Annotated in this window: 8 protein-coding genes; 6 read left to right on the forward strand and 2 right to left on the reverse strand. The window is 66.8% G+C overall.

Features of this window, described 5'->3' with window-relative positions:
- Nucleotides 1–52: 52 nt before the first annotated feature.
- Entirely contained in the window at nucleotides 53–1,249 is a 1,197-nt protein-coding gene (locus tag I6F17_RS20340; protein WP_225129752.1) for an MFS transporter, read from the forward strand.
- On the opposite strand, the gene dgcA is transcribed toward I6F17_RS20340, so the two are convergent.
- Complete coding sequence (dgcA, locus tag I6F17_RS20345) at nucleotides 1,219–2,214, reverse strand: N-acetyl-D-Glu racemase DgcA (RefSeq protein ID WP_225129754.1); 996 nt, start codon at nucleotides 2,212–2,214, stop codon at nucleotides 1,219–1,221. The two genes, I6F17_RS20340 and dgcA, sit on opposite strands and share 31 nt — an antisense overlap.
- Before the next feature lie 130 nt (nucleotides 2,215–2,344).
- On the opposite strand from dgcA, the gene I6F17_RS20350 reads away from it, so the two are divergent.
- From I6F17_RS20350 to I6F17_RS20360, 3 genes are read left to right on the forward strand one after another with little or no spacing between them, the layout of a single operon-like run.
- Nucleotides 2,345–3,478: an ABC transporter permease gene (locus I6F17_RS20350; protein ID WP_225129756.1), complete on the forward strand. Its 1,134-nt coding sequence runs from the start codon at nucleotides 2,345–2,347 to the stop codon at nucleotides 3,476–3,478.
- Between the two features lie 2 nt (nucleotides 3,479–3,480).
- Nucleotides 3,481–4,251 carry an ABC transporter ATP-binding protein gene (locus I6F17_RS20355; RefSeq protein WP_036044529.1) on the forward strand — a complete coding sequence of 257 codons (771 nt, stop codon included), beginning with the start codon at nucleotides 3,481–3,483 and terminating at the stop codon, nucleotides 4,249–4,251.
- 28 nt (nucleotides 4,252–4,279) lie between these two features.
- Nucleotides 4,280–5,146, forward strand: a complete 867-nt coding sequence (locus I6F17_RS20360; protein WP_036015558.1) for an MlaD family protein — start codon at nucleotides 4,280–4,282, stop codon at nucleotides 5,144–5,146.
- Between the two features lie 157 nt (nucleotides 5,147–5,303).
- On the opposite strand, the gene I6F17_RS20365 is transcribed toward I6F17_RS20360, so the two are convergent.
- On the reverse strand, nucleotides 5,304–11,072 hold the full coding sequence (locus tag I6F17_RS20365; RefSeq protein WP_225129758.1) for a negative regulator of septation ring formation: 5,769 nt from the start codon (nucleotides 11,070–11,072) through the stop codon (nucleotides 5,304–5,306).
- A 396-nt stretch (nucleotides 11,073–11,468) separates the two neighbouring features.
- On the opposite strand from I6F17_RS20365, the gene I6F17_RS20370 reads away from it, so the two are divergent.
- Nucleotides 11,469–11,843 (forward strand): Hpt domain-containing protein, encoded by a 375-nt coding sequence (locus tag I6F17_RS20370; protein WP_225129760.1) that lies wholly within the window; start codon nucleotides 11,469–11,471, stop codon nucleotides 11,841–11,843.
- A 165-nt stretch (nucleotides 11,844–12,008) separates the two neighbouring features.
- Nucleotides 12,009–12,329, forward strand: coding sequence for a 2Fe-2S iron-sulfur cluster-binding protein (locus tag I6F17_RS20375; protein WP_008143731.1), 321 nt, complete (start codon nucleotides 12,009–12,011; stop codon nucleotides 12,327–12,329).
- The last annotated feature ends 114 nt before the right edge of the window (nucleotides 12,330–12,443 follow it).

Consider the following 12,443-nt stretch of genomic DNA (forward strand, 5'->3'; position numbering starts at 1 on the left):
TGCGCGTTACTGTAACGATCACCACGATATCGACCGAATCGCAATTGGTTTGATGCAGTCCGAATCACAAATCCCCATCGCGGCAGCGACGAAGCGGCGATTCGCCTTGAGCCTCGCCGTGTTCTATTCGGCCTTCTTTGCGGTTCTGGGCACGCATGTGCCGTTCTTCCCGGTCTGGCTGAAGGCGATCGGCATCGACGCTGTCTGGATCGGCGTCATCACCGCGCTGCCGGCGATCACGCGCTTCACCACGCTGCCGCAAGTGACCGCCTTTGCCGAAAAGCGACAGGCCATTCGCGCCGCCATCATGGTGTCGGCGCTGGCCACTGCGATCGGATTTACGATGGTCGGCCTGCAGCAGCAGCCGCTGGCGCTGTTCCTGATCTATGCGCTGACCTGCATGGTGTGGACGCCGACGATGCCGCTGACCGATGCCTATGCGTTGCGCGGTGTCGCCCGCTACGGGCTCGATTACGGACCCCTGCGGCTGTGGGGGTCGGCGGCGTTTGCCGCCGGCTCGCTCGCCTGCGGCTATCTCGTCGACGTCATCGCTCCGCGCGACCTGATCTGGGTCATCGTCGCCTGGGCCGTCGTCGCGGTTCTCGCCAGCCTGCTGCTGCAGCCGCTCGACGATCTCAGGCACAGGACGCCGGAGCGGCATGCCGGCAAGCCGCTGCTGCGCGATGCAGCCTTCTGGGCCGTAATCGCGTCGGCGGCGCTGATCCAGAGCAGTCACATCGCCTTCTACACCTTCTCGGCCATCAACTGGCAGCTCCAAGGCATCAGCGGGCTGACCATCGCGGTGCTGTGGACGCTGGGCATCATGGCAGAGATCGTCGTGTTCGCGCTGTCGCCGCGCTTCTCGCTGCAGCCGTCCACGCTGATAGCCATCGGCGGCGTGATCGCCGTGCTGCGCTGGATCGTCACCGCGAGCGAGCCGCCGCTCGTGCTGCTCGCGATCGCCCAGCTCGGCCACGGCTTCAGCTTCGGCCTGACCATCGTCGGCACCATGAACCTTTTGGTGCAGCGCGTGTCTTCGCATCAGATCGCGCGCGGGCAGGGCTATTACGCCGCCTGCAACGGGCTCCTGGGGGCGGCGACGTCGATCGCATCAGGCGCGATCTACGCCCGCATCGGCGACAATGTCTATTACGTCATGGCCGCGATGGCCGCTGCCGGCGCCATTCTGATCTGGTCGGCGCGGCATCGCCTCACGGCTCAGCCCCAGAGCGAAACGTCCGGCGGGTAGACCAGGCTGCCGTCATAACGCAGGCCGTGGTCGCGGTCGCGCGCCAGCAGCAAGGGGCCGTCGAGATCGACGAAGCGCGCCTGGGGCGTCACCAGCATTGCAGGCGCCATCGACAGCGAGGTCGCGACCATGCAGCCGATCATGATCTCGAAGCCGAGCGCCCGGGCAGCATCGGCCATGGCCAGCGCCTCGGTGAGGCCGCCGGTCTTGTCGAGCTTGATGTTCACGGCGTCGTAGCGATCGCGCAAAGGCGCAAGCGACTTGCGGTCATGCACGCTCTCGTCGGCGCAGACGGCGAGGGGGCGCTTGATGCGCGCCAGCGCTTCGTCGCGGCCTGCCGGCAGCGGCTGCTCCACCAGGGCCACGCCGGCGGCGGCGCAGGCGGCGAGATTGGCTTCCAGATCGGCCTCGGTCCATGCCTCATTGGCATCGACGATCAGCTCGGCCTCAGGGGCGGCCTTGCGCACGGCTGCGATGCGCTCCGGATCGCCGTCGCCGCCGAGCTTGATCTTGAGCAGCGGACGGTGCGCCGATTTGGCGGTCGCGGCTGCCATGGCCTCTGGGGTCGCTAACGAGATCGTGTAAGCCGTGGTGCGCTCTTCCGGGGCCGGGCGGCCCAGCAGGTTCCAGGCGCGCAAGCCCGCCGCCTTGGCCTCGAGGTCGATCAGGGCGCAATCCAGGGCGTTGCGGGCCGCACCTGATGGCATTGCGGCCTGGAGGGTCTCTCGCGTCAGCCCGCCCGCGACAGCCTCCTGCATGGCCTGGATCGCGGCCAGCGTCGCCTCCGGCGTCTCGCCGTAGCGGGGATAGGGCACGCATTCGCCGCGGCCGGTCAGGCCGCCCCGGCTGACCTCCGCCACGACCGTGACGGCCTCGGTTTTGGCGCCCCGGCTGATGGTAAAGCTGCCGGCGATCGGGAAGCGCTCGATTCGCGTCGCCAGAGCTGCAAATTTCATGGAAGTCATTTTGAACTCTGGCGAAATCTGAACCTGCTAGTTACCTCTAGCAACTAACATTAACCCTTGGGGATACCTTCTCTGGGTAAGGGCGCGTGCGCAACCATCTGATTTTCTCCGCCCCGGCACGGGAGCGGACATGAGTGGCGATCCGAAGCTGGAACGGATTGCCAAGGGCAACGCCCTGGCACTGTGCGCCACCGGCACCTGGACCGCGAGCTTTGCGCCGGTCCTGGAGCGGATGGTCGCCGACGCCGAGAAGCTTGCAGACACCCAGCAAAGCATCTTCATCGACGTCTCCGAGGTCGCCAAGCTCGACACGTTCGGCGCCTGGCTGATCGAGCGGCTGCGCCGCAGCCTGACCAAGGGACCCGTCGAGGCGCAGATCGCGGGGCTCTCCGCCAATTATTCCAGCCTCGTGGACGAGGTGCGGCGGGTCAGGGGGGCGGCCGTGGTCGACAGCGACCCGATCACCATCTCCGGCATGCTGGAGCAGATCGGCCGGACCGTGGCCGGCGTCGCCGGTACGGTGGCAGGCCTCGTCGACATGCTGGGCGCCGTGCTCGCGGCGTGGTTTCGCGTCTTGATCCATCCGCGCTCGTTCCGCCTGACCTCGACCGTGCACCACATGGAGCAGGTCTGCTGGCGCGCGGTGCCGATCATCGTGCTGATCACCTTCCTGATCGGCTGCATCATCGCGCAGCAAGGCATTTTCCATTTCCGCAGGTTCGGTGCCGACATCTTCGTCGTCGACATGCTCGGCGTGCTGGTGCTGCGTGAGATCGGCGTGCTCCTGGTCGCGATCATGGTCGCGGGCCGTTCGGGCAGCGCCTACACCGCCGAGCTCGGCTCGATGAAGATGCGCGAGGAGATCGACGCGCTGCGCACCATGGGGTTCGACCCGATCGAGGTCCTGGTGCTGCCGCGCATGATGGCGCTGGTGCTGGCGCTGCCGATCCTGGCGTTTCTCGGCGCCATGGCCGCGCTCTATGGCGGCGGTCTGGTGGCCTGGCTCTATGGCGGCGTTCAGCCGGAGGCCTTCCTGCTGCGCCTGCGTGACGCCATCTCGATCGACCATTTCATCGTCGGCATCGTCAAGGCGCCGGTGATGGCCGCCGTGATCGGCATCGTCGCCTGCGTCGAAGGGCTCGCCGTGCAGGGCAGTGCGGAATCGCTGGGTCAGCACACCACCGCGTCGGTGGTGAAGGGCATCTTCTTCGTCATCGTCATGGACGGCATCTTCGCCATCTTCTTCGCCTCGATCGGGATGTGACGATGGCAGGCGAGATACAGGACCCGATCATCCGCGTCCGCGACATCACCGTGCAGTTTGGCGCCACGCGCGTGCTGGACGGGCTCAACCTCGACGTCAAGCGCGGCGAGATCCTGGGCTTCGTCGGCCCCTCCGGCGCGGGCAAGTCGGTGCTGACGCGCACCATCATCGGCCTGGTGCCGAAGGTCGCGGGCTCCATCGAAGTGTTCGGCGTTGACCTCGATTCATCGAGCGCGTCGCAGCGGCGCAATGTCGAGCGGCGCTGGGGCGTCCTGTTCCAGCAGGGCGCGCTGTTCTCCTCGCTGACCGTGCGGCAGAACATCCAGTTTCCGATGCGCGAATATCTGCGCGTGTCGCAGCGGCTGATGGACGAGATCACCATGGCCAAGCTCACCATGGTCGGCCTCAAGCCCGAGGTCGCCGAGCGTTTCCCGTCCGAACTCTCCGGCGGCATGATCAAGCGCGTGGCGCTGGCGCGTGCGTTGTCGCTCGATCCCGACCTCGTCTTCCTGGACGAGCCGACCTCCGGCCTCGATCCGATCGGCGCGGGCGACTTCGACGAGCTGGTTCGGACCCTGCAGCGCACTTTGGGGCTGACGGTTTTCATGGTAACCCACGACCTCGACAGCCTATACACAGCATGTGACCGCATCGCCGTTTTAGGGAACGGTAAGATCATTGCGGCAGGGTCGATCGCCGACATGCAGGCCTCGCAGCATCCCTGGCTGAGGCAGTATTTTCATGGCAAGCGCGCCCGCGCGGTCATGGGTTGAGAGCTGGGTTGAGTAGCCGGAGCACCTGATGGAAACGCGGGCGAACTACATTTTGATCGGCTCGTTCACTCTGGCGGTGATCGCCGCCGCGATCGGCTTCGTGCTGTGGTTTCAGTCGCTGCACACAACCAAGCAGCGCAGCCCCTTGCGCGTCGTGTTCGAGGGCCCGGCGGCGGGCCTGCGCAACGGCGGCAGCGTCAATTTCAACGGTATCAGGGTGGGCGAGGTGGTCTCGGTGAAGCTGGACAACCCGCGGCGGGTTGTCGCACTCGCCATGATCGAGAATAACGCCCCGATCCGCAAGGACACCCTGGTCGGCCTCGAATTCCAGGGTCTCACCGGCGTTGCGGCGATCTCGCTGAAGGGCGGCGAGGAGGCCGCCCCGGCTCCGCCGCTCGACCAGGACGGCATCCCGACGCTCACGGCCGACCCCAACAAGCTCCAGGATGTCACCGAGGCGATCCGCGCCACGCTGCAGAACGTCAACAAGATCGTCGCCGATAATCAGGAATCGGTGAAGAACTCGCTGAAGAACCTCGAGACCTTTACCAACTCGCTGGCGCGCAATTCCGAAAAGATCGACGCCGTGATGGCCAAGGTCGACGGCGTCATGCTCAAGGCCGACAATCTCATGCTCGGCCTCAACACGCTGGCCGGCGGCAAGGATGGCGGCGAGCTGTTCCAGGCGGTGAAGTCGATCCGCGAGCTAGCCGAAGATTTCGACAAGCGCTCCGGCGCTCTGATGGCCGACGGCCGCCGCACCCTCGGCGACATCAGCCGCGCCGTGAACAATTTCGACCGCAACCCGACCCGCGTCCTGTTCGGCGCCAGCAACTCGTCGCAGCCCGCCCCGCCGCCCGAGCCGCCGAAGCCTGCGGCAGCGCCGAGGCGGTAGGCGGTAGGAAAGCGCGAATGGGGAGTGGCGAATAGCGAGTAGCGAGTAGCGTATACAGCCTTCCTCACGGATCGATCCCAAACAAAAACGGAGCCCGCGAGGGCTCCGTTTTCATTCGCAATTCGCTATTCGCAATTCGCCAAAGGCGAGCTTCCGCTCACCCCAGCCGGCCCGCCGCGTGCGCGAGCAGGGTGTAGACCAGGCCCGTCTCCGAGATCAGGTGGCTGCGCAGCTCCTGCGGGCCGCGGCCGTCGCGGGCGACTTCGTCGAGCAGGCGCTCGAACTCGGCGACGTAGCGGTCGACCGTGCCCTTGAAGTTGCGGTCGGCGCGGTACTTGCGGGCGACCTCGTCGAAGGCCTTCTGGCCGGCGGGCGTGTACAGGCGCTTGGTGAAGGCCTTGTTCTCGCCGCGCTGGTAGCGGTCCCACATCTCGGCGGCGAGGTTGCGGTCCATCAGCCGGCCGATGTCGAGCGACAACGATTCCAGCGGATTGCTGCTTGCCTGCGGCGCCTGCGGCTGCGGCGCGGGTGCGGCGCGGCCACGCGGGGCCTGGCCGGCCGGTGCGCCCTGATTGGCGTCGGTGCGGTTGAGCAGGTCCGACAGCCAGCCGTCACGGCCCTGGTCGTTGCCACCGGGCGCGACCGGCGGCGCTTCGGTGCGGCGCGAGGCCGGCATGCCGAGGTCCGGCGGCGGCAGCGTCGAGGCGCTGCCGATGTCGCGCATGCGGGTCTCGGGAGCCCGGCTGCCGACGGCCGCCAGCACCGGCTCTTCCTGGCGTTGCACGCTGGCGCGGCCCGCCGTGGTGACGTCGAGCCCGCGGCCGTGCTGGGCCACGATGCGGTTGAGCTCGGCGAGCGCCTCGATCTGGTCGACGATCACCTTGCGCATCTGCGCCGTGCTCTCGGCGGCCTCCTGCGGCATCTCGAGCACGCCGCGGCGCAGCTCGTTGCGGGTGGCTTCGAGCTCGTTGTGCATCTCGAAAGCCATCTGCTTCATGCTGGCGACGAGGTTGGTGAATTTCTCGGTCGACTGCTTGAACATCGTATCCGCCTCGTCCGTAGTCTGGCGGTAGATGTCGTGCATGGCCTCGATGGTCTGCCGGTGCTCCTCTTCGGACGCCGCGCGCACCGCCTCGAACTGGCGGGTGATCGCGGCCGAGCCGGCGCCGGCGGTCTCGGCGACGACGCGGGCGATGTCGCGGGCGCGCTCTTCGGCCGCGGCAAGCGATTCATCGAGCAGGCCGGTGAAGCGCGACAGCCGCTGGTCGAGATCGGCCGTGCGCAGGTCGATCGTGGTGACGAGCGATTCCAGTGCCTGCTTGCGTTCGGCGAGCGAGGCAGTGGTGTTCTTGTTGCTCTGCTCGACGACCTGCGCGGCCTCGACCAGCGCCTGGCCATGCTTGTCGAACTGGGTCGACAGCTCGCCGAGATCCTGCAGCGCCTTCGTGGTCTTGCTGTTGAAGACGTTGAGCTGCTCTTCCAGGTTCTGCGTCGCCGCGCCGTTGCGCGAGGTGACGTCGTTCATCGCCGAGACGAAGTCGGCGACGCGGGTCACCAGCGCCCGCTCGAGCGAGTTGAGGTTGTCGTGCGCACCGGTCAGCACCTCCTGGAGCAGGATGTTGCCTTCGCGCAGGCGCTCGAACAGGGCGACCGTGTCGGTGCGCAGGATCTTGCTGGTCTCCTGCATCTCCGTCACGGCCGCGATCGAGACCTGGCGCGACTGGTCGATCGCGGAACGCGAGGCCTGCTCGAGGTCCTTGAGCGACTTGCCGACGGCGCTGGTGGCGACCTCGCTCGCCGCGTTGATGGTGCGGGCGACTTCCGAGCCGTTGCCCATCATGGTCTGCGAGAAGGCCTGGCCGCGCGTCTCAATCGACTTCAGCGCGTCGGAGGTGACGCGGTCGATGTCGAGCGTGAGCTGGCTGGTCTTCGAGCCGATCGCGTCGACCAGTGCGCCGCGCTTTGCGTCGATCATGTTCGACAGGCGGTCGGCCTGCTGCTGCACGTAGGTGACGATCTCGTCGGTCTTGCCGGTCATGGCCTGACCGAAGCTGGAGCTGGCGGCGAGCACCGAGCGCTCGACGTCGGCCGAGCTCGACTTGACGCGCGAACTCGCCTCGTTGGAGGCGGAGATCAGCGCGTTCTGGGCGTTGAGCGCGCTGGTCTGGATGTCGTTGGTCGCGTTGGCGGCGGCTGCGCTCAGCGTGCGCTCGATCTCGGTCGAGATCGTGCGGATCTGGCTCGCGGCGTCGGCCGAGGTCGAGGTCAGCGAGATCTGGGCTTCACGCGCGCTGTTGAGGATGGTCGAGGCGGTGTCGGCGCCGACCGCGGTCAGCGTGCGCTCGATGTCCGTCGTCAGCGACTTGATCTGGCCCGCCGCATCGGTCGAGGCGGAGATCAGCGTGCCCTGGGCCTCGCGCACGCCGCTGGTGAGCGCCTCGATGGTGGCGCCGCCGGCTGTCGCCAGCGCGCGCTGCATCTCGGCCGCGAGCGAACGGACCTGGCTGGTTTGTTCTGCGGAGACAGCAAGAAGGGTGCTCTGGGCGTCGCGGGCGCTGGTGGTGATCGTCTCGGCGGTGGTCTGGCCGACCTGAGAGAGCGAGCGATGCACTTCGGCCGCGAGCGACTTGACCTGGCTCGCCGCGTCCGAGGACGCCGTCACCAGCGTGCTCTGGGCCTCGCGGGCGCCGCTCATGATGGTCTCGGCCGTCGAGGTGCCCGCCATCGTCAGCGAGCGCTGCACGTCCGAGGACAGCGCCTTGATCTGGTTTGCGGTCTCGGTCGAGGCCGCGATCAGCGTGCTCTGCGCATCGCGGGCGCCGGCGGTGATCGACTCCGCCGTGGCGGTGCCGGCCATCGACAGCGAGCGCTGCACGTCGGCGGTGAGCGTCTTGACCTGGCTCGCCGCATCCGAGGACGCGGTGACGAGGGTGGTCTGCACCTCGCGGGCGCCGGCCAGGATCGAGGCCGCGGTGGCGGAGCCCGCCGCCGACAGCGTGCGCTCGACGTCGGCCGCGAGCCCCTTGATCTGGGTGGAGGCTTCGCCCGAGGCCGCGACCAGCGTCGACTGCGCTTCGCGCGCGCTGGTCAGGATCGAGTTCGCCGCACCGGTGCCGACTGCGGTCAGCGCCTGCTCGACCTCGGCCGAGGTCATCTTGAGCTGGGCGTTGACATCGGAGGAGACCGTCAGCAGCGACTGCTGGGCGGTGCGCGCGCCGGTCTGGATGGTCTCGCTGGTGTTGACGACGAGGTTGGTGAGCGAGCGCTCGGCGTCCTCGACATGCGAGCGGATCGCGGTCGAGATCATCTCGGCGCGGGACATCATGTCCTCGCTGGCCTGGCGTCCGCTGCTTTCGATGCGGCCGGCCACGGCCTCGACGCGGGAGCCGAGCAGATCCTCGAACTGAGCCACGCGCACGTCGATGTCGCTGGCGACCGAGCCGACCTTGGTCTCGATGGCCTGCTGGATCTCCTGGAAGCGTGCCGTGACCGTGTCGGTCAGATGCGTGCTGCGGCCGTCGATGATCTCGGTGACGCCGGTGATGCGGCGGTCGACCGCCTCGATCGCCTGCGCGGTGCCGTCGGTGAGCGTCGAGGTCAGCAGCGTCAGGCGCGTGTCGATCGACTGCACGGCCTGCGATGCGCCGTTGGTCACGGCGGTGGTCAGGTAGGTGAGGCGGGAGTCGATGGATTCGAGCGCCTGCGTCGCGCCACCCGTGAGTGTGGTCGTGAGGTGGGTCAGGCGGGTGTCGATCGACTGGATGGTCTGCGATGCACCGTCGGTCAGCGAGCTCGTGAGGTGGTTGAGGCGCGCATCGATGGTTTCAATGGCCTGCGAGGCACCGTCGGTGAGCGAGCTCGTGAGGTGATTGAGCCTTGCATCGATTGTTTCGATGGCCTGCGACGCCCCGCCGGTCAGCGACGTCGTGAGGTAGGTGAGGCGGGAGTCGATAGACTGGATCGCCTGCGCGGCACCGTCGCTCAGCGACGTCGCCAGCGTGTTGATGCGTCCGTCGATGGTCTCGGTCATCGACTTCGCGCGGCTATCGAACGACAGCTCGAGCGCGGCGACGCGGCCGACGAGCTGCTCGTCGAAGGTCCTGATGTGGCCTTGGATGGTGCCGTCGAGGCTGGCGATCTTGCCGTTCAGCGAGGCGTCGATATTGCCGACGCGTTCGCCGATCGTGGTCTCGAACTGCACGAGGCGCTGGTCGAGCACCGCCGTGATCTGGCCGCCGTTCGACGTGAAGCGGGTGTCGAAATCGTCGACATAGGTCTTCAGCGTCTCGGCGATGTCCTGCGTGCGCTGGCCCATGCGCTCGACGATCTCGCCGCCGAAGGTCTTCACGGTGCGGTCGAACTCGGAGATGTGGCGGGTGATCAGCGCGCCCAGCGTGCCGGAATCGCGGGCGAACTTCTCGACCAGCTCGGTGCCCTGGTTCCTCACCAGCTCGTCGAACGCGCTCATCTGCAGCGACAGCGAATCGTGCGCGGTCTCGGTCTGGCTGACGACCTTGGCGACCAGGGCGTTGACGGTGGCGTCGAGCGCCTCGCTGGCCTTGTCACCGCTCGTCATGATCTGGCCGGCGAGGCGATTGCCGGCGTCGTCGATCTTGGCGGAGATGTCGTTGGACCGCAGCTCGAGCTCGAGCAGCAGCGAGTCCGACGAGTTCTTCAAGGAATCGTGCACCTGCTCGGTACGCTCGGAGATGCCGTCGACGATCGCGGCGGAACGCTGCTCGAACTCGCCGGTGATGCGGTCGATGCGCTCGTTCAGCATCTCGTGGACGCGGTCGGCGAGGTCGACGAACTCGTCGTGGACATGGCCGGTCTTGAAGTTGAGGCTGGTGGTCAGCCGCTCGCTGGCATCGAGCACGGCGCGCGTGGTCTCGTTGCTGGCCTCCTCGAGACGGTCGAGCAGGTCGCCGCCGCGCTCGCCGAGCGCCAGGATCATGTTGTCGCCGGCATTGCTCAGCGCCTGGGTGATGTGAGCGCCGCGCTCTTCCAGAGCGCCGGTGATCGACTTGGCCACCTCGTCGACGCGGGAGGCGATCGCGTCCGAGATCAGCGCGATGTCGTGGCGCAGGTCGATCTGCACGCCGGAAATGGCGCTGCGAACCTGCTCGGCCTGGCCGACCAGGTTGTCGCGCTGATGCGCGATGTCCTGGAGCAAAGCGCGGATGCGCACCTCGTTGTCGGAATAGGCGCGTTCGAGCGCGGCGACCTCATTGGCGACCAGCGTCTCGAGCTCACCGGCGCGCGCGATCGCACGCTCGATGCCGTCGCCCATCGCCGCGACCTCGCGGCGGATGGCCTGGCCCACGGTGACCATGGAATCGGAGGCCGAGCCTTCCGGCTCGGAGAAGCGGATCGCGACCTGCGCCATCGCCTGCGCGATCATGCGCATTTCCTGGCCGCGCCAGACGAGGCTCGCGAGGAAGTAGAACAGCATGACCGGCGCGAAGAACATCGCGACGAGGCCGGCGATCACCAGCACGCCGCCGCTCTGGCCCATGGCGGCCTGGATCGAGGGCAGGAAGCCGAAGGTCAGCGCAGCGCAGGCGGCGAGCCAGATGCCGGCGAAGATGGTGGCGAAGGTGTAGACGCTGCGGGCAGGGCGGCCCTTCTGCAGCGCCTGGAGCAACTGGCCGATGGTCTCGCGATCGTCGTTGGCGGCGCGGCGCGCAGTGCGCGGCTCCTCGACCGGGTCGAACACGGTCGAGCGCTCGTTGGCGGCGGGGCGCGGCTCGAAGCTCGGCTCGTCGAAGACCGGAGGCGCGGCCGGCGGCACCGGGGGCGCCGTTTCGTTGCGCATTGCGGCGTTGCGGCTGGTATCGGCCGCGGTGTCGCTGATGTTCAGAGCTTCCTGGATTGCAGAAAGCGCAACTTCTGTAGGGTCTTTGACCTTTTTCGGAGTGTTCGCCATGTTCAGTCCGAGCCCTCGTTACTTGTACGCGTCCCCCCGCGAGCCCTGCGCGCGACGCAAGCCCACAGACCGGATCATGCCGCTTGCGCGGATCTCCGAGCCGTCCCCACCCGGACGGCTTGTCCGCCAATTTCTGCAACATCCTATTGGCAGAGCGTCGCGAATGAAATGCCCGCGATTAAGACATTCTTAATCATCGTTAACAGGATCGCGCCGTAACGCCTTAGCAATCAACGCAATTCTCAACCGGACTCGGCCAATTGCGGCAACTTTTCGTCAATAAACCGGCGGATCTGCGTCAAATCCCCCAAACATTTCGTTAACCATTTCCATGCTTGGGTGAGGGGAATCTGACCGCCGGACCGGCGGCCGTCGCGCGAAGCCGGGGCCTGCGCCATGACGCCTGAACTGCAAGGGATGGACTGGATGCCTTCGCCCCCGCTTGCGCCCATCGACAGCCCGCTCGACCTCGATCACCTCTCTCGAATGACGCTCGGCGACGCTGAGTTGGAGCAGGAAGTGCTGGCCATGTTCGCGGAGCAGGCGGCCCGTCTGCTCGCGGCGATGACCGCATTGCCGGCCGAGACCAGCACGCTTGCGCACAAGCTCAAGGGTTCGGCGCGCGGGATCGGCGCCTTTGCGGTCGCTGATGCCGCTGCCAGCCTGGAGACTGCGATCCGGACCGGCCATGGCCGGCCCCACGCCTTCGCCGCGCTGAAAGAGGCGGTGGCCGAGGCCCGCGCTGCCATCGCGGCGATGCTGAAGCGTTGAGCCGATACGTCCGGAGCCGGGCTCTAGTCGCTTGTTTTGACGCGTTTTCTTCCCGCAAAGCGGGAATCATTTGGCTTCAAAACGCTATGGCGCCGGGCTGACCGACCCGTTATAGGACAGCCGGGACCCTCCTTCATTCAAAGCACCGCGGCAGCACGAGCACACATGGCCAAGATTCACTTTGTCGACCACAAGGGCGAAACCCGCACGGTGGAAATCGAGAACGGCGCAACCGTGATGGAAGCTGCGATCCGCAACAGTATTCCCGGCATCGAGGCCGAATGCGGCGGCGCCTGCGCCTGCGCAACCTGCCATGTCTATGTCGACGAAGCCTGGCGCGAGAAGGTCGGCAGCCCGACGCCGATGGAAGAGGACATGCTCGACTTCGGCTTCGACGTGCGCCCGAATTCGCGCCTGTCTTGCCAGATCAAGGTCTCCGACGAGCTCGACGGCCTCGTCGTGGCGACGCCCGAGCGCCAGGCCTGATCCGTCTCCAAGCAGACTGTCCAAGTCGACTAAAGCGCGATGCGATTAGGATGAATCGTCATCGCGCTTTAGGTTATTGTTTGAGCATGATCTTTTCGGAAAACCGCTACACAC

The organism is Bradyrhizobium sp. NBAIM18 (assembly GCF_020193825.1).
In the GTDB taxonomy this organism is placed as follows: domain Bacteria; phylum Pseudomonadota; class Alphaproteobacteria; order Rhizobiales; family Xanthobacteraceae; genus Bradyrhizobium; species Bradyrhizobium yuanmingense.

Coding starts and splice junctions, on each gene's coding strand:
- I6F17_RS20370 (WP_225129760.1), top strand. CDS start 11,469: ATGACGCCTGAACTGCAAGGGATGGACTGGATGCCTTCGCCCCCGCTT.
- I6F17_RS20375 (WP_008143731.1), top strand. CDS start 12,009: ATGGCCAAGATTCACTTTGTCGACCACAAGGGCGAAACCCGCACGGTG.
- dgcA (WP_225129754.1), bottom strand. CDS start 2,214: ATGACTTCCATGAAATTTGCAGCTCTGGCGACGCGAATCGAGCGCTTC.
- I6F17_RS20365 (WP_225129758.1), bottom strand. CDS start 11,072: ATGGCGAACACTCCGAAAAAGGTCAAAGACCCTACAGAAGTTGCGCTT.
- I6F17_RS20355 (WP_036044529.1), top strand. CDS start 3,481: ATGGCAGGCGAGATACAGGACCCGATCATCCGCGTCCGCGACATCACC.
- I6F17_RS20340 (WP_225129752.1), top strand. CDS start 53: ATGCAGTCCGAATCACAAATCCCCATCGCGGCAGCGACGAAGCGGCGA.
- I6F17_RS20350 (WP_225129756.1), top strand. CDS start 2,345: ATGAGTGGCGATCCGAAGCTGGAACGGATTGCCAAGGGCAACGCCCTG.
- I6F17_RS20360 (WP_036015558.1), top strand. CDS start 4,280: ATGGAAACGCGGGCGAACTACATTTTGATCGGCTCGTTCACTCTGGCG.